The organism is Citrobacter telavivensis, from assembly GCF_041807075.1.
In the GTDB taxonomy this organism is placed as follows: Bacteria; Pseudomonadota; Gammaproteobacteria; order Enterobacterales; family Enterobacteriaceae; genus Citrobacter_A; species Citrobacter_A telavivensis.
Genome location: NZ_JBGUBF010000001.1, coordinates 406037 through 423160, shown reverse-complemented (window position 1 = coordinate 423160; position 17124 = coordinate 406037). Strand labels below are relative to the sequence as shown.

The window sequence follows — 17124 nt, the reverse complement described above, 5'->3', positions numbered from 1 at the left end:
ATGAAATCGTTACAGGCTCTCTTTGGCGGCACCTTTGATCCGGTGCACTATGGTCACCTCAAGCCCGTGGAAACGCTGGCCAATCTGATTGGTCTGTCGCGGGTCATCGTGATGCCCAATAATGTTCCCCCTCATCGCCCGCAGCCGGAGGCGACCAGTGCACAGCGAAAAACCATGCTTGAACTGGCGATTGCCGACAAGCCGCTGTTTATCCTCGATGAGCGCGAACTGCGGCACGACACGCCCTCCTATACGGCGCAAACGCTGAAGGCCTGGCGTGAAGAACAAGGTCCGGATGTCCCGCTGGCGTTTATCATTGGCCAGGACTCATTACTGACCTTCCCGACCTGGCATGACTACGAAACGATTCTCGACAATACCCATCTGATTGTCTGCCGCCGTCCCGGCTACCCGCTCGAAATGGCGCAGGAACAGCATCAGCACTGGCTGGATCAGCATTTGACGAATACGCCGGACGATCTGCACCTGCTGCCAGCCGGGAAAATTTACCTCGCCGAAACGCCGTGGTTCAATATTTCCGCCACGATCATCCGCGAACGGCTGGAAAACGGTGAGCCGTGCGACGACCTGATGCCGCAAGCCGTGCTGGACTATATCAATCAACACGGGTTGTATCGCTAAGCGCCTCGGTTAACGCCGCCAGCAGGCGGTTGTTCTCTTCCCGACTACGTATTGCCACACGGAAATAGCGTCCATCAAGACCAGGGTAATTGGCGCAACTGCGGATCAGAATATGCCGCGCCAGCAAAGCACGCTGAAGATCGGTTTCACTGCGCAGCAGGAGATAATTCGCCTGGCCGGGATACACCGTCAGCCCTGGCAGCGCGCACAGTTGCTGATAAAAGCGTCCGCCCTCTTCCCGCAGCCACTGCCATGTCGCTTGTTGATAGGCGGTATCCTCCAGAACCTGTTCCCCTGCCAGCGCGGCAAAGGCGTTGATCGACCACGGCATCTGTCGCGCCCTCATCGCCGCCACCGCCTGCTCATCGCTGTTGATGAGATACCCCAACCGCAGCCCCGGGATAGCATAGAATTTTGTCAGCGAACGCAGAACCCAGATATGCGGGTTATTCTGTAGCAGTGGAATAAACCCCGCCTCGTCGGCAATAAAATCGATAAACGCCTCATCAAGAATCAGCGCAATATTCAGCGCCCGGCAGCGCCCGGCAATCGCTTCGAGTAACCCCCGTTCCGGCAGTAATCCGGTGGGATTGTTAGGTGTGCACAAAAACAGACAGTCCAGTTCAGCCGTCAAGGCATCGAGGATCGCCCCGGTCAACTGCCAGCCGTCCTCTTCACGCAGCGCGAACGTATCGATGACGCATTCACCCCACTGTAACGCACGCTGGTATTCGGCAAATCCTGGTGTGACGATCATCGCCCGACGCGGTTGCAAACCGTTCACCAGGGTAAAGATTGACTCGGTCTCACCGTTGCCGGCGAGGATCCAACCGGCTGGCACCTGATGATGTCGGGCCAGCGCCTGGTGCAAATGGCGGTAATCGACGTCGGGATAACGCTCGGCAAGGCGTAAATTGTCGACGATGGCGCGTTTTACCGTTTCGGGCATACCCAGTGGATTAATATTCGCGCTAAAATCCAGCAGCTTCTCGGGCGAGATCCCGAGGAGTTCGGCAGCCTCACGGATGTTACCGCCGTGGGCGCTTTTGAATAGAGACATTGTGCCGCTCCTGGCAAAAGAGGCTATTTTAGAGAAAATAGCGCGCGCATTCAGGGCGAATATCATGTTTTGCGCGAATACGTATCACGAGGGGAAAATGCGACTCTGGTTAGTTCGTCATGGTGAAACCGAAGCCAATGTGGCGGGATTGTACAGTGGTCATGCTCCCACGCCGTTGACCGGGCGCGGCGTTGCGCAGGCGCAAACGCTGAATACACTGCTCAGCCAGGTTCCCTTTGAGCAGGTGCTGTGTAGCGAGCTGGAACGCGCTCAGCACACGGCGCGTTTAGTGCTTCAGGGGCGTGAACTGCCGCTGCAGGTGAAGCCCGAGCTCAATGAGATGTTCTTTGGCGATTGGGAGATGCGCCATCACCGGGATCTGACCCACGAAGATGCCGAGAACTATGCGGCCTGGTGCAACGACTGGCAAAATGCCGTTCCCACCAATGGAGAAGGGTTTCAGGCCTTCGCCCGGCGCGTTGAGCAGGCGATCGCATTTCTTGCCGATTATCAGCACCATGCGCATGTGCTAATGGTCAGCCATCAGGGCGTCCTCAGCCTGCTGATTGCCCGGCTGCTTGCCTTACCCGCCGCCGCGATGTGGCATTTTCGCGTTGAGCAAGGCTGCTGGAGCGCCATTGATTTTACTGGCGATTTTGCCACGCTTCGGGTTCTCAACAGCAGAGCGATATGGACACCTGGCGAGTAAAATGTCTGTTTTTTATCGCCAGAAACGTTCCGCCCATTGACACGCCAGGACAGGCTGCTATTCTCCGCTGCCAGACTTTCCCCGCCCTTCAGCGTTTTGCAGAAATTGTTTTACAAAAATGGCGATGCATTCTGTTGCATGGGGTGGGATGATAGCCCACTTTCAAAAACCGTCGGTGACATTTGTCCCGAAAGGACGGTGGGTTCAGGTATACTGACAGGCTTATTAATACTCATTCATGCACCCAGGGGGAAAACTTGCAGGGTAAAGCACTCCAGGATTTTGTAATCGACAAAATTGATGACCTTAAAGGTCAGGACATCATCGCCTTAGACGTTCAGGGCAAATCCAGTATCACCGACTGCATGATCATCTGTACCGGCACTTCCAGCCGTCACGTCATGTCTATTGCTGACCACGTCGTTCAGGAATCTCGCGCTGCGGGAATGCTGCCGTTGGGTGTGGAAGGTGAAAGCGTCGCCGACTGGATCGTCGTTGACCTGGGTGAAGTGATTGTCCATGTTATGCAGGAAGAGAGCCGTCGCCTGTATGAGCTGGAAAAACTCTGGAGTTAATGCGTGAAGCTTCAACTTGTCGCGGTAGGCACGAAAATGCCCGACTGGGTACAAACCGGTTTTACCGAGTACCTGCGGCGTTTTCCCAAAGACATGCCTTTTGAGCTGATCGAAATTCCGGCCGGCAAACGCGGCAAGAACGCGGACATCAAGCGTATTCTCGACAAAGAGGGTGAACAGATGCTGGCTGCCGCAGGCAAAAATCGCATTGTCACCCTGGATATTCCCGGTAAGCCCTGGGACACGCCGCAACTGGCAACCGAACTGGAACGCTGGAAACTGGACGGTCGTGATGTCAGCCTGTTAATCGGCGGGCCGGAGGGATTATCCCCTGCCTGTAAAGCAGCGGCAGAACAAAGTTGGTCGCTCTCTGCGCTAACACTTCCTCATCCGCTTGTCCGGGTGCTGGTGGCAGAGAGCCTGTATCGGGCGTGGAGCATTACCACTAATCACCCTTATCACCGTGAGTGATCACTGAGCTTGAGTAGACTAAGCAGCGGATGAAATTACAGAATTCTTTTCGCGACTATACGGCTGAGTCCGCGCTATTTGTGCGCCGGGCGCTGGTCGCTTTTTTGGGTATCTTACTGCTCACCGGCGTGCTTATCGCCAACCTGTATAATCTGCAGATTGTCCGTTTTACCGATTACCAGACTCGCTCGAATGAAAACCGGATTAAGCTGGTGCCCATCGCCCCCAGCCGCGGCATCATTTATGACCGTAACGGCATTCCTCTCGCCCTGAACCGTACCATTTACCAGATCGAAATGATGCCCGAGAAGGTCGATAACGTGCAGCAAACGCTGGATGCGCTGCGCAGCGTCGTCGACCTGACCGATGACGATATTGCGGCATTCAAGAAAGAGCGCGCACGTTCACACCGCTTTACCTCTATTGCCGTCAAAACTAACCTGACCGAAGTCCAGGTTGCGCGTTTTGCCGTTAACCAGTACCGCTTCCCCGGTGTTGAAGTAAAAGGCTATAAGCGCCGGTTCTACCCGTACGGTTCTGCGCTCACCCATGTCATTGGCTACGTGTCGAAGATTAACGATAAAGACGTTGAGCGACTGGATAAAGATGGCAAGCTGGCTAACTACGCTGCCACCCATGACATCGGGAAACTGGGGATTGAGCGCTACTACGAAGACGTGCTGCACGGTCAGACCGGCTACGAGGAAGTCGAAGTCAACAACCGTGGCCGCGTTATCCGCCAGCTCAAGGAAGTTCCGCCACAGGCCGGACACGATATCTACCTGACGCTGGATCTCAAACTGCAGCAGTATATCGAAACGCTGCTCGCCGGCAGTCGCGCCGCCGTGGTGGTCACCGACCCGCGTACCGGCGGCGTGCTGGCGCTGGTCTCTATGCCAAGTTATGACCCGAACCTGTTCGTCGACGGCATCTCCAGCAAAGATTACGCCGGTCTGCTCAACGATCCGAACACGCCGCTGGTCAACCGCGCAACGCAGGGGGTTTATCCGCCAGCATCAACGGTGAAGCCGTATGTCGCGGTGTCTGCGTTAAGCGCGGGCGTCATCACCCGCAATACCAGTCTGTTTGACCCAGGCTGGTGGCAGTTGCCCGGTTCAGAAAAACGCTATCGCGACTGGAAGAAATGGGGTCACGGGCATCTGAATATCACGAAATCGCTGGAAGAATCTGCAGATACTTTCTTCTATCAGGTCGCCTATGACATGGGAATCGATCGCCTCTCTGAGTGGATGGGCAAATTCGGTTACGGTCACTATACCGGCATCGATCTGGCGGAAGAGCGTTCCGGCAACATGCCTACCCGCGAGTGGAAGCTCAAACGCTTCAAAAAGCCCTGGTATCAGGGCGATACCATCCCGGTCGGTATTGGTCAGGGCTACTGGACGGCAACGCCGATTCAGATGAGTAAGGCGCTGATGATTTTGATTAATGACGGCGTGGTGAAGGTGCCTCATCTGCTGATGAGCACCGCAGAAGACGGCAAAAAAGTACCCTGGGTGCAGCCGCAGGAGCCACCGGTTGGCGACATTCATTCTGGTTACTGGGAACTGGCGAAAGACGGTATGTATGGCGTCGCCAACCGTGGCAACGGGACCGCGCACAAATATTTTGCCAGCGCACCGTATAAAATTGCCGCTAAATCCGGTACCGCGCAGGTCTTCGGTCTGAAAGCCAACGAAACCTATAACGCGCATAAAATTGCCGAGCGCCTGCGTGACCATAAACTGATGACTGCATTTGCGCCGTACAACAACCCGCAGGTAGCAGTCGCCATCATCCTGGAAAACGGGGGGGCAGGCCCGGCGGTGGGGACCATTATGCGTCAGATTCTTGACCACATCATGTTGGGCGATAACAACACCGATCTGCCAGCTGAAAACCCGGCGGTTGCAGCGGCGGAGGATCAATAACCATGACGGATAATCCGAACAAAAAAACATTCTGGGATAAAATCCATATCGATCCCACCATGTTACTGATTTTACTGGCGCTGTTGGTTTACAGCTCAATGGTTATCTGGAGCGCCAGCGGCCAGGACATTGGCATGATGGAGCGTAAAGTCGGTCAAATTGCGATGGGTCTGGTGATCATGGTGGTCATGGCGCAGATCCCGCCCCGCGTCTATGAAGGCTGGGCGCCGTATCTCTATATTTTCTGTATTATTCTGCTGGTGGCGGTCGATGCCTTCGGCGCGATCTCCAAAGGCGCGCAGCGCTGGCTGGATCTCGGCATCGTACGTTTTCAGCCTTCTGAAATCGCCAAGATTGCGGTTCCTTTGATGGTCGCACGTTTTATCAACCGCGACGTCTGTCCGCCGTCCCTGAAGAACACGGCCATCGCGCTGGTGCTGATTTTTATGCCCACGCTGCTGGTGGCGGCGCAGCCTGACCTCGGAACATCGATTCTGGTCGCGCTTTCCGGGCTGTTCGTGCTGTTCCTCTCTGGCCTGAGCTGGCGTTTGATTGGCGTCGCCGTGCTGCTGGTTGCGGCGTTTATCCCGATCCTGTGGTTCTTTCTGATGCATGATTATCAGCGTCAGCGGGTGATGATGCTGCTTGACCCGGAAACCGATCCGTTGGGTGCCGGTTATCACATCATTCAGTCTAAAATTGCAATTGGTTCCGGCGGCCTGAGCGGCAAGGGGTGGCTACACGGTACCCAGTCACAGCTCGAATTTTTACCCGAGCGCCACACCGACTTTATCTTCGCCGTACTGGCGGAAGAGCTCGGTCTGATCGGGATACTGATCCTGCTGGCGCTGTATATTTTGCTTATTATGCGTGGTCTGTGGATTGCCGCCCACGCGCAAACCACCTTTGGTCGCGTGATGGCCGGTGGCTTAATGTTGATTTTATTCGTTTATGTCTTCGTTAATATTGGTATGGTGAGTGGGATTTTGCCTGTTGTAGGCGTTCCGCTTCCGTTGGTCAGTTACGGAGGCTCAGCACTGATCGTGTTGATGGCCGGGTTCGGGATTGTCATGTCGATCCACACCCACAGAAAAATGTTATCGAAAAGCGTGTAAGGGGTGCGCAATGCGTAAGCAATTGCCTGGAGTCTGCGTCGCAGCAGGAATTATGCTGCTCGCGGCATGTACGAGTGATGATGGTCAGCAACAGAATACCGTCGCGCCACAGCCAGCAGTATGTAATGGGCCCGTCGTTGAAATCAGCGGGGCCGATCCGCGTTTTGAACCGCTCAACCCGACCGCTAATCAGGATTACCAGCGGGACGGTAAGAGCTATAAGATTGTGCAGGATGCCTCACGCTTTAGTCAGGCAGGATTCGCGGCGATCTACGACGCCGAACCCGGCAGCAATCTGACCGCCTCAGGTGAAGCGTTCGATCCCATGCAGCTCACCGCAGCGCATCCGACGTTACCGATCCCGAGCTATGCGCGAATCACTAACCTCGCCAACGGGCGGATGATCGTGGTACGCATTAACGATCGCGGGCCCTATGGCAACGATCGCGTGATTTCACTGTCACGTGCTGCTGCCGACCGTCTGAACACCTCCAATAACACCAAAGTACGCATCGATCCCATTATTGTTGCGCAGGATGGATCGCTGTCCGGTCCGGGTATGGCCTGTACCACCGTGGCCAAACAGACTTATGCCCTGCCCTCACGTCCGGATCTGAGCGGGGGGATGGGCAGCGCCTCCTCCGCACCGCAAGCGATGCAGCCGCAGGGTGACGTTCGCGCCATCAGCAATTCCACGCTGCAAAGTGAAGATAACGCCGGCGCACCCGTTCAGAGCAGCGGCTTCCTCGGTGCACCGACGACCCTGGCCGCAGGCGTACTGGAAGGCAGCGAACCGACGCCAGCGCCACAGCCTGCTGCTGCAACGCCCGCTAGCGCGCCAGTCAGTGCACCGGCAGCAACACCCGCCGCGACGGCTGCGCCTGCCGCAGCGTCCGCCAGCGGCAGTTACGTAGTGCAGGTGGGTGCGGTGAGCGATCAGGGGCGCGCCCAGCAGTATCAGCAGCGCTTAGGCCAGCAGTTTGGCGTGCCGGGACGCGTCACGCAGAACGGCGCCGTGTGGCGTATTCAGCTCGGGCCGTTCGCCAGCAAAGCACAAGCCAGTGCGCTACAGCAGCGTTTACAATCTGAAGCCCAATTACAGTCCTTCATTACCGGCGCGCAATAGCGTAACAAGGGCATCTGAAGTGTCAATTTCTGTAAATGACGTTAACTACGTTAACAAAGTCGTGCGGAAAGTCAGATGCCTGCCGGTATTGCATTTGCTATAGTAGGGCACTTTTTTTAATTCCATCACGGACGTCGTAGTTCAGACCATGAAGACCACTTTTTCCGCTCGTTTCTTGCAGCGCATGGCGCTCACCACGGCTCTTTGTACAGCCGCTATTTCAGGCGCGCATGCCGATGACCTGAACATCAAAACCATGATCCCGGGTGTTCCGCAGATCGACGCGGAGTCCTATATCCTCATTGACTATAACTCCGGTAAAGTGCTGGCGGAACAGAACGCCGATACGCGTCGTGACCCGGCCAGTCTGACCAAAATGATGACCAGTTACGTTATCGGTCAGGCAATGAAAGCGGGTAAGTTCAAAGAAACGGATTTGGTCACTATCGGTAATGACGCCTGGGCCACGGGTAATCCGGTCTTTAAAGGTTCATCGCTGATGTTCCTGAAACCTGGCATGCAGGTTCCGGTGTCGCAACTGATTCGCGGGATTAACCTGCAGTCCGGTAACGATGCCTGTGTCGCGATGGCTGACTTTTCTGCCGGCAGCCAGGATGCGTTTGTCGGACTGATGAACAGTTACGTGAACGCCCTGGGCCTGAAAAACACCCACTTCCAGACGGTTCACGGTCTGGATGCCGACGGTCAGTACAGCTCCGCCCGTGATATGGCGCTGATTGGTCAGGCGTTGATCCGCGACGTTCCTAACGAGTACTCCGTCTACAAAGAAAAAGAGTTCACCTTTAACGGCATCCGTCAGTTGAACCGTAACGGCCTGCTGTGGGACAACAGCCTGAAGGTGGATGGTATCAAGACGGGTCACACTGACAAAGCTGGCTACAACCTCGTTGCTTCGGCGACTGAAGGTCAGATGCGTTTGATCTCAGCGGTCATGGGCGGACGTACCTATAAAGGGCGTGAAACAGAAAGCAAAAAACTGCTGACCTGGGGCTTCCGTTTCTTCGAAACGGTTAATCCGCTGAAAGCAGGCAAAGAATTCGCATCTGAACCGTCCTGGTTTGGTGATACCGATCGCGCCTCCTTAGGGGTCGATAAAGATGTGTATCTGACCATCCCGCGTGGCCGTATGAAAGACCTGAAGGCCAGCTATGTGCTGAACAGCACGGAGTTGCATGCTCCGTTGCAGAAAAATCAGGTGGTCGGTACCATCAACTTCCAGCTTGACGGTAAAACCATTGAGCAGCGTCCTCTGGTCGTACTGCAGGAAATCCCCGAAGGCAACTTCTTCAGCAAAATCATTGATTACATTAAGTTAATGTTCCATCACTGGTTTGGTTAAAAATTGAACACTTGAAAGTGTGATTTCCATCCCCATATACTAAGCATCAGTAAAACTCCCGCCCTCTGGCGGGAGTTGTTATTTATTTACGTTACGCCGGAGCTGACATGAAAACCAAACTTAACGAACTGCTTGAATTCCCTACTCCTTTTACTTACAAAGTCATGGGGCAGGCGTTACCTGAGCTGGTTGAACAGGTGGTTGAAGTGGTACAGCGCCATGCGCCAGGTGATTACTCCCCGACGGTAAAACCCAGCAGCAAAGGCAATTACCACTCGGTTTCAATTACCATCAACGCGACCCATATTGAGCAGGTTGAAACCCTGTACGAAGAGCTCGGTAACATCGAAATCGTCCGTATGGTTCTGTAATACAGGTTCGGGCCCCGACCTTGTTCGGGTGCCCACCTCGCCTTCTCTTCGCTGTGATATACTTCTCTCCCCCATTGGTTACTTCTCTACGGAGATGCTGTTTTGTCTCAGGATAAAATACTGGTCCGCCAGCTCGGTCTTCAACCCTACGAACCCGTCTCCCAGGCCATGCACGACTTTACCAACACCCGCGATGAACATACCGCCGATGAAATCTGGCTGGTTGAGCACTACCCTGTTTTCACTCAGGGTCAGGCAGGGAAAGCAGAACATGTTTTAATGCCAGGGGATATCCCGGTCATTCAAAGCGATCGCGGCGGACAGGTGACTTACCACGGACCGGGTCAGCAGGTCATGTATGTGCTGCTAAACCTGAAGCGGCGTAAACTGGGTGTACGGGAACTGGTCACGCTGCTGGAACAGACCGTGGTGAATACCCTTGCAGAACGGGATATTGACGCCCACCCGCGTGCGGATGCCCCTGGCGTTTATGTCGGTGAAAAGAAAATATGTTCTCTCGGTTTGCGCATTCGTCGCGGTTGTTCTTTCCACGGACTGGCATTAAACGTTAATATGGATCTTTCACCTTTCCTACGAATTAATCCATGTGGCTATGCAGGTATGGAAATGACAAAAATATCTCAATGGGATAACGAGGCCACGACAGATAATATCCGACCACGATTATTAGCCAATATTTTAGCGCTGCTAAATAATCCCCCTTACGAATATATCCCTGCTTAACTCATTGAATGCAATGGCCCAAAAATTCGCGGGCCATTCCCTCCTTCCCGCTCAAATGCTTTACAATGCCTCCGGGTTTCTATATTTTCTGTCTATCTTAGCTTGAATTTTTAACGCCTTTACTCCGTCATTAAAAAAAATGACGTAGGATTTTTCTTTATACAAACGTTAAACCTTCAATCAATTGCCATAAAATGGTTATCGATACCGCGAGATGAACAATAGTGGTGAAAAACGCATACTCATAACAAATACAAAACACCACTATTATTTATAATGTGAATTAAATTGGAGTTAGAACGTGAGTGAGAAAAGTAAGCCGAAAGGACATTTCTATGAACATCGCCCCGAAGATAAGCCGCAAATTTTCAGAACGCTGAGAAATATAGACCTGAACCTGCTGACTATTTTTGAAGCCGTTTATGTTCATAAGGGGATCGTCAATGCCGCGAAAATTCTTAATCTGACACCCTCCGCGATCAGCCAGTCTATTCAAAAATTACGCACAATATTTCCTGACCCTTTGTTTATCCGAAAAGGCCAGGGCGTGACACCCACTACCTATGCCACTCATCTACACGAGTATATTAGCCAGGGGCTGGAGTCCATTCTCGGGGCCCTGGACCTCACCGGCAGCTACGATAAACAACGGACGATTACTATCGGGACCACACCGTCTATCGGCGCGCTGGTGATGCCGACCATTTATCACGCTATCAAAACGCGCCATCCGCAACTGCATCTGCGTAACATCCCCGTTCATGACGCCGAAACGCAACTCAGCCAGTTTCAGAGCGATTTGATTATCGATAACCACATCTACAGCAACCGTGCGGTAGAGAATCATGTTCTGTTTTCTGACAAAATCGAACTGGTCTGTCGTCGGAACCACCCTTCCCTGACGCGCTCCCCGGCCCCTGAGGCCCTCGATGGCGCAGAACATAGTTTGTTAATGATCGAAGGGCAAAGCTTCACGCTCCTGCGCCAGCGTATCCAGGAACTGTTTCCCGACAGGCAAATCAGCTTTAGCAGTTACAACATTTTCACGCTGGCGTCGCTCATTGCGCACAGCGATCTGGTGGGTATTATGCCTGCGCGCTTCTTTACGCTGTTCAACCACTGCTGGCCGCTTCAGCGGATCCCTCACTCGTCCCTGAACCAGGAAAAAATCGACTTCTCACTGCATTACAACAAGTTGAGCTTACGCGATCCGGTACTGGAGAATGTCATCACGGCGATCCGCGACGCATTCTGAAAAAGAAATGTTGCGACCTGGTCAAAACTGATGCTGAGAAAATGGCACAAAACAACAACTATTTTACATTTTGCCGGCCACTCAGGCTGCTTTAAGACCCGTTTCAATGATATACTGCGTGTCGTTAATTCAAAAATAGTTGATAAATACAACATTCCCTTGAATTGAAACGCTTTCCCTCGTTATTCGCAACTGGAACATGCACGCTATGAGTAAACCCATTGTGATGGAACGCGGTGTTAAATACCGCGATGCCGATAAGATGGCCCTTATCCCGGTCAAAAATGTGGCTACAGAGCGCGAAGCCCTGCTCCGCAAGCCGGAATGGATGAAAATTAAGCTTCCAGCAGACTCCACTCGTATCCAGGGTATCAAAGCGGCAATGCGTAAGAATGGCCTGCATTCTGTTTGTGAAGAAGCCTCTTGCCCAAACCTTGCGGAGTGTTTCAACCACGGTACCGCCACATTTATGATCCTCGGCGCCATTTGTACCCGTCGTTGCCCGTTCTGCGATGTGGCCCATGGCCGCCCTGTGGCACCGGACGCCAACGAACCGGTTAAGCTGGCGCAAACTATTGCCGATATGGCCCTGCGCTATGTGGTGATCACCTCCGTTGACCGTGATGACCTGCGTGATGGCGGCGCTCAGCACTTTGCCGATTGCATTACCGCTATTCGTGAGAAAAGCCCAACGATTAAGATTGAAACGCTGGTGCCCGACTTCCGTGGCCGTATGGATCGCGCTCTGGAAATTCTGACCGCCACTCCGCCGGACGTTTTCAACCATAACCTTGAAAACGTACCGCGCATTTATCGTCAGGTGCGCCCGGGTGCAGACTATAACTGGTCACTCAAATTACTGGAACGCTTTAAAGAAGCGCATCCGGAGATCCCAACCAAATCTGGTCTGATGGTCGGTCTTGGCGAGACGAATGCCGAAATCATTGAAGTCATGCGTGATTTGCGTCGTCACGGCGTGACCATGTTGACGCTGGGCCAGTATTTGCAGCCAAGTCGTCACCACCTGCCGGTTCAACGCTATGTCAGCCCGGACGAATTTGAAGAGATGAAAGCGGAAGCGATGGCGATGGGCTTTACCCATGCTGCCTGCGGACCGTTCGTCCGTTCGTCTTACCACGCTGACCTGCAGGCAAAAGGGATGGAAGTGAAGTAATTTCGAAATAAATACTTACATTTCGCCCATAAAAAACCCGCTTAATCGCGGGTTTTTTCACGTCAGAGTAAGACGGATGAGCCTTTAGCTCCGGGTATTACTCTTTATGAGAGAGTTTTTCAGCCTGAATGTTGCCGTCTGCGTCTTTTTTCGCGCCCGCATCTTCATCATTCATCGCTTTTTTGAAACCCTTAATCGCCGTGCCCAGGTCTCCACCCAGTGTACGTAACTTCTTGGTACCAAACAGCAGAACGACCAGTGCAGCCACCACCAGCAGTTTGGTAATACTAATCTCACCCATAGATACCTTCTTAACTTAAAACAGGCGGCGTAGCGCGCCCTTAGTAACCTGAGAATATTAACGGTCATTTGACGCGCGCACACAATAGCAATCTGTAACAAGGTGAATCAAGCAGTGTTTAAAAAAACGTCATAATAATTGCGGTGGCACAAATCTGCGGTTACGTAATACCGGTAACTGTGCCCGCACCTGGCGGATCCGCTGTGCGGAAATCTCCGCCATAACAAGCGTCGGAACTTCTGCCGCAGCCGCAATTGTCACGCCAAAGGGGTCGATGATACGACTCTCACCAATGTTTTTGTTACCGCACTCCCCTGCGGCAATCATATAACAGGTGGTATCAAGAGCGCGGGCCGCCAACAGTGTTGACCAGTGGTGTTCCTTCAGCGCCCCTTTGACCCAGGCTGCCGGCAACACCAGGACTTCTGCGCCCTGCAACGCAAGCGCCATCGACAATTCGGGAAAGCGCAGGTCATAGCAGGTCATCAACCCTACCCTGAGCCCCTCAACGTCAAGCAGTGGCGCGATGGCGTTGCCAGCGTCAACGTTACGGGACTCCTGAATGGAGAAGGCATCATAAAGATGCAGCTTGCCGTAGCTTGCCACGATTTTCCCCCCGCGCAGTGCCACCAGCGTGTTCACCGCACGACCGGGTCGCGAAGGGACATGAAGTGTGAGAATGGTGGTCATCGTATTCGATGCGCTTTCCCGCAACAGCTGTTTCAGAAAATCCCCCTCTAAATGCTGGGCGGATTTCACCGACAGGTCGGGATCCGAATCGTCTCGCGCCAGCAATGCCTCCGGCAGAACCAGCAGCGATGCGCCGTTTTCCGCCGCCTGCGACATGAGCGCGACGCAGGTATCTGCGTTCTTTTCCCACACAGGACTGACGGCAAATTGCCCAGCAGCAACTAACATAACGCCTCCGGTCAGGTTTATCACACTCGCCAACAATAATTATTCGGCGTTACACTTATCTTATATACCAACCAAATAGCAGGATTATGCAGTGTTACAACTTCTTTTAGCGGTTTTTATTGGCGGTGGCACAGGAAGTGTAGCGAGATGGATGCTCAGTATGCGGTTTAACCCTATGCATCAGGCGATTCCGATGGGAACCCTGACCGCAAATTTACTTGGCGCGTTCATCATTGGTATGGGTCTGGCATGGTTTAGTCGCATGACCAACATCGATCCCATGTGGAAGGTGCTGATCACAACCGGCTTTTGTGGCGGCCTGACAACATTCTCTACCTTTTCGGCGGAAGTGGTCTTTCTGCTTCAGGAAGGACGACTGGGCTGGGCAATGCTAAATGTGTTGGCCAACCTGTTGGGATCCTTTGCGATGACGGCGTTGGCGTTCTGGCTGTTTTCCGCCTCCAGCGCGCACTAGAGACCAAAAAAAACCCGCTAATAAGCGGGTTTTGAAATCTTGCTGACGTAAGCTTACAGAGCAGTTACGTTTGCAGCAGAAGGGCCTTTGGCACCGTTAGTGATTTCGAACTCTACACGCTGACCTTCAGCCAGAGTTTTAAAACCATTGGTCTGGATTGCAGAGAAGTGTACGAACACATCTTTGCTGCCATCTTCCGGAGTAATGAAACCGAATCCTTTGGACTCATTAAACCACTTAACGTTACCTTTAATCTTAGACATCAAAATTACCTTTACATGAAAAATAGACACAAATGCTGTGTCGGGTACCAGTACACCAATTGTGGTTCACTTTGTCCAGTCGAACTTTGGCAAAAAGTGATAAAAGTCGCGTTATTTTTTAGCATAAGCTTATAACGCTATGTTTTATATTACGTTTATCGCCATTCATTGGTTCAGAACTGAAAACGCATCCACGCAAAGTAGACGTTACCGTTGTTATAGGTACCAGGGATATAGGTCATCTGAAACGTCGCAGGACCGTAGCCAATGGAAGCTAACGGCAGCAGGACCGGAAGAGGAATATAGTTCCAGTTGTCACGTGCCGTCACCCCGGCGGTAAAACCGAGTCCCAGATGGAAATTGTCATCCGGCAGAGGTCGCCAGGTACTCTCCCAGCCATAACCGCCAATCGGTTCCCATTTATTCCAGGAATCTTTGAAGGCCATAATGTACAGGCCGTGCCAGTTTCCCTTTTCATCCCAGCGCGACTGACCAAAACCGCCGCCCCACGGACGCTCGTTATAGCGGTCCGTTTTTTCCTTATCATAGGCAAAACGCGCGTGCCACGTAATAGCGGGAATATACAAATCATAATGCTCAGGCTGCTGCCAGGTTTCGGCAACATTGTCGGTAAAGGTATTAAACCACCCTTTTTCTTCCGCTACCGCCTGCGGCAGCATCGCTAACTGAATAAAAAGAAATGAAAAAAAGAGAAAATATTTTTTAGCTGCGCTCACAACATTTATTACCATTCTTAAGTTCAGTCTTTATTGTATCAAAAATAACTTGAATGAAACCTTAACAGCGACAGCACTGACATGAATCAGATTGTTCTAAGATTTTGAATTCATCAATTAAACCACGTTCTTTGTAATGTTATTTATCGCTGAATTATCAGTCAGATATTGTATGGCTTTAGCACAATTGCGGTAATAACACTCTTTAACTCTCACTCATTAACAACAGAGAAACAAAAACAAAACAAACCACAAACAATCAGACATTTTCCGGAAAACAGGAAAATAAAATATTTCGTCTTCATCACCCTAACGTAAAAATAGCCGCTTACCGACAGTTAATCGTTCTGTTTATTGATTTTAATCAGCAAGTAGCACGCACTTATTCGGCACATTTTCACACCAACAATTGGCATTTTCTTAATTTTACTTCTGGTGTCCACGCGACAGGGGAAACAATGTTGACTTTTATCGAACTCCTTATTGGAGTTGTGGTTATTGTGGGTGTAGCGCGCTACATCATTAAAGGGTATTCGGCTACCGGCGTGCTCTTTGTTGGCGGTCTGGCGCTGCTGATTATCAGCGCCCTGATGGGCCATAAAGTGCTGCCCTCCAGCGAAACGTCTACGGGCTATTCCGCAACGGATATCGTTGAGTACGTCAAAATCCTGCTGATGAGCCGTGGTGGCGATCTCGGTATGATGATCATGATGCTCTGCGGTTTTGCCGCCTACATGACCCACATCGGCGCGAACGATATGGTCGTGAAACTGGCATCAAAGCCTTTGCAGTACATCAATTCACCTTATCTGCTCATGATTGCCGCCTATTTTGTCGCCTGTCTGATGTCTCTGGCTGTCTCTTCCGCCACCGGGCTCGGCGTGTTGTTGATGGCAACGCTTTTCCCGATCATGGTTAACGTGGGAATTAGCCGGGGAGCCGCTGCGGCCATCTGTGCCTCGCCTGCGGCGATTATCCTTTCCCCCACCTCCGGTGATGTGGTGCTGGCTGCAAAAGCGGCCGAAATGCCGCTGATCGATTTTGCCTTTAAAACCACGCTGCCGATTTCCATTGCGGCGATTATCGGGATGGCGATTGCGCACTATTTCTGGCAGCGCTATCTGGATAAAAAAGAGAATGCTGCCCATGAAATGCTCGACGTGAATGAAATCACCACCACGGCACCGGCGTGCTACGCCATTCTGCCGTTTACGCCGATTATCGGGGTGCTGATTTTTGACGGCAAGTGGGGGCCACAACTGCACATCATTACGATTCTGGTGCTCTGCATGCTTATCGCTGCGGTACTGGAATTCGTCCGGGGTTTCAACACTCAGAAAGTGTATTCAGGACTCGAAGTGGCGTATCGCGGCATGGCCGACGCTTTTGCAAACGTGGTAATGCTGTTAGTCGCGGCAGGCGTGTTCGCGCAGGGTCTGAGCACGATTGGCTTCATCCAGAGTCTGATCTCCATCGCCACCTCGTTTGGATCGGCGAGCATCATCCTGATGCTGGTACTGGTGATTCTGACGATGCTGGCAGCAATGACTACCGGCTCCGGTAACGCGCCGTTCTATGCCTTCGTTGAAATGATTCCTAAGCTGGCGCAATCATCGGGCATCAACCCGGCGTACCTGTCGATTCCAATGCTGCAGGCGTCCAACCTGGGCCGGACGATCTCCCCGGTCTCCGGCGTGGTCGTGGCGGTGGCGGGGATGGCAAAAATCTCGCCGTTCGAAGTGGTAAAACGCACATCCGTACCGGTCATGGTCGGGCTGTTAATCGTTATCATCGCGACTGAAGTGATGGTTCCAGGTTCATCTTCCGCGGTGACGGGAGGTTGATTCAGGGCCAATGCCGGATGGTGGCGCTGTGCGTCTCATCCGGCCATACCGTC

19 protein-coding genes are annotated in these 17124 nt (G+C 52.6%); 14 read left to right on the top strand and 5 right to left on the bottom strand.

The features are described from left to right. A complete protein-coding gene (gene nadD, locus ACERJC_RS01925) occupies window positions 1–642 on the top strand; it encodes a nicotinate-nucleotide adenylyltransferase (protein ID WP_152406375.1) in 642 nt (213 codons plus the stop codon). On the opposite strand, the gene cobD is transcribed toward nadD, so the two are convergent. Continuing rightward, the gene (gene cobD, locus ACERJC_RS01920; RefSeq protein ID WP_371895763.1) at window positions 617–1702 is read right to left on the bottom strand and encodes a threonine-phosphate decarboxylase CobD; all 1086 of its coding nucleotides are present in this window, start codon (window positions 1700–1702) and stop codon (window positions 617–619) included. The two genes, nadD and cobD, sit on opposite strands and share 26 nt — an antisense overlap. Window positions 1703–1799: 97 nt before the next feature. Here cobD and ACERJC_RS01915 point away from each other — a divergent pair, with 97 nt between their 5' ends. The 11 genes from ACERJC_RS01915 (at window position 1800) to lipA (ending at window position 12533) form a co-directional block, all read left to right on the top strand. Further along, window positions 1800–2411 carry an adenosylcobalamin/alpha-ribazole phosphatase gene (locus ACERJC_RS01915; RefSeq protein WP_286632675.1) on the top strand — a complete coding sequence of 204 codons (612 nt, stop codon included), beginning with the start codon at window positions 1800–1802 and terminating at the stop codon, window positions 2409–2411. A 257-nt stretch (window positions 2412–2668) separates the two neighbouring features. Then, complete coding sequence (gene rsfS / locus ACERJC_RS01910; RefSeq protein WP_012904988.1) at window positions 2669–2986, top strand: ribosome silencing factor; 318 nt, start codon at window positions 2669–2671, stop codon at window positions 2984–2986. Between the two features lie 3 nt (window positions 2987–2989). After that, a complete protein-coding gene (gene rlmH / locus ACERJC_RS01905; protein WP_003022725.1) occupies window positions 2990–3457 on the top strand; it encodes a 23S rRNA (pseudouridine(1915)-N(3))-methyltransferase RlmH in 468 nt (155 codons plus the stop codon). A gap of 29 nt (window positions 3458–3486) precedes the next feature. Next, on the top strand, window positions 3487–5388 hold the full coding sequence (mrdA, locus tag ACERJC_RS01900; RefSeq protein ID WP_152405499.1) for a peptidoglycan DD-transpeptidase MrdA: 1902 nt from the start codon (window positions 3487–3489) through the stop codon (window positions 5386–5388). A gap of 2 nt (window positions 5389–5390) precedes the next feature. Then, on the top strand, window positions 5391–6503 hold the full coding sequence (mrdB, locus tag ACERJC_RS01895) for a peptidoglycan glycosyltransferase MrdB (RefSeq protein WP_152405500.1): 1113 nt from the start codon (window positions 5391–5393) through the stop codon (window positions 6501–6503). A 10-nt stretch (window positions 6504–6513) separates the two neighbouring features. Further along, on the top strand, window positions 6514–7629 hold the full coding sequence (gene rlpA, locus ACERJC_RS01890) for an endolytic peptidoglycan transglycosylase RlpA (protein ID WP_152405501.1): 1116 nt from the start codon (window positions 6514–6516) through the stop codon (window positions 7627–7629). Window positions 7630–7777: 148 nt separating this feature from the next. Continuing rightward, on the top strand, window positions 7778–8989 hold the full coding sequence (gene dacA, locus ACERJC_RS01885; protein WP_152405502.1) for a D-alanyl-D-alanine carboxypeptidase DacA: 1212 nt from the start codon (window positions 7778–7780) through the stop codon (window positions 8987–8989). A 107-nt stretch (window positions 8990–9096) separates the two neighbouring features. After that, the gene (gene ybeD, locus ACERJC_RS01880) at window positions 9097–9360 is read left to right on the top strand and encodes a DUF493 family protein YbeD (RefSeq protein ID WP_042320704.1); all 264 of its coding nucleotides are present in this window, start codon (window positions 9097–9099) and stop codon (window positions 9358–9360) included. A gap of 102 nt (window positions 9361–9462) precedes the next feature. Further along, window positions 9463–10104, top strand: coding sequence for a lipoyl(octanoyl) transferase LipB (gene lipB, locus ACERJC_RS01875; protein ID WP_152405503.1), 642 nt, complete (start codon window positions 9463–9465; stop codon window positions 10102–10104). Window positions 10105–10405: 301 nt separating this feature from the next. After that, a complete protein-coding gene (locus tag ACERJC_RS01870) occupies window positions 10406–11359 on the top strand; it encodes a YbeF family transcriptional regulator (RefSeq protein WP_373670901.1) in 954 nt (317 codons plus the stop codon). Between the two features lie 208 nt (window positions 11360–11567). After that, on the top strand, window positions 11568–12533 hold the full coding sequence (gene lipA / locus ACERJC_RS01865) for a lipoyl synthase (protein WP_042320707.1): 966 nt from the start codon (window positions 11568–11570) through the stop codon (window positions 12531–12533). A gap of 97 nt (window positions 12534–12630) precedes the next feature. On the opposite strand, the gene tatE is transcribed toward lipA, so the two are convergent. Both tatE and ACERJC_RS01855 read right to left on the bottom strand, forming a co-directional pair. Continuing rightward, window positions 12631–12834 carry a twin-arginine translocase subunit TatE gene (tatE, locus tag ACERJC_RS01860; RefSeq protein WP_152405505.1) on the bottom strand — a complete coding sequence of 68 codons (204 nt, stop codon included), beginning with the start codon at window positions 12832–12834 and terminating at the stop codon, window positions 12631–12633. A gap of 129 nt (window positions 12835–12963) precedes the next feature. Beyond that, window positions 12964–13752 carry a deaminated glutathione amidase gene (locus ACERJC_RS01855; RefSeq protein WP_373670900.1) on the bottom strand — a complete coding sequence of 263 codons (789 nt, stop codon included), beginning with the start codon at window positions 13750–13752 and terminating at the stop codon, window positions 12964–12966. A 91-nt stretch (window positions 13753–13843) separates the two neighbouring features. Here ACERJC_RS01855 and crcB point away from each other — a divergent pair, with 91 nt between their 5' ends. After that, on the top strand, window positions 13844–14227 hold the full coding sequence (gene crcB / locus ACERJC_RS01850; protein ID WP_152405507.1) for a fluoride efflux transporter CrcB: 384 nt from the start codon (window positions 13844–13846) through the stop codon (window positions 14225–14227). A gap of 53 nt (window positions 14228–14280) precedes the next feature. Here crcB and cspE read toward each other — a convergent pair whose 3' ends face one another. Together cspE and pagP are read right to left on the bottom strand one after the other, a co-directional pair. Further along, the gene (gene cspE, locus ACERJC_RS01845; protein ID WP_000034826.1) at window positions 14281–14490 is read right to left on the bottom strand and encodes a transcription antiterminator/RNA stability regulator CspE; all 210 of its coding nucleotides are present in this window, start codon (window positions 14488–14490) and stop codon (window positions 14281–14283) included. Window positions 14491–14663: 173 nt separating this feature from the next. Then, window positions 14664–15242 carry a lipid IV(A) palmitoyltransferase PagP gene (pagP, locus tag ACERJC_RS01840; protein WP_152405508.1) on the bottom strand — a complete coding sequence of 193 codons (579 nt, stop codon included), beginning with the start codon at window positions 15240–15242 and terminating at the stop codon, window positions 14664–14666. Between the two features lie 443 nt (window positions 15243–15685). Between pagP and dcuC the strand changes: the two genes are divergently transcribed. Further along, window positions 15686–17071: an anaerobic C4-dicarboxylate transporter DcuC gene (gene dcuC / locus ACERJC_RS01835; RefSeq protein WP_373670899.1), complete on the top strand. Its 1386-nt coding sequence runs from the start codon at window positions 15686–15688 to the stop codon at window positions 17069–17071. Window positions 17072–17124 lie beyond the last annotated feature (53 nt).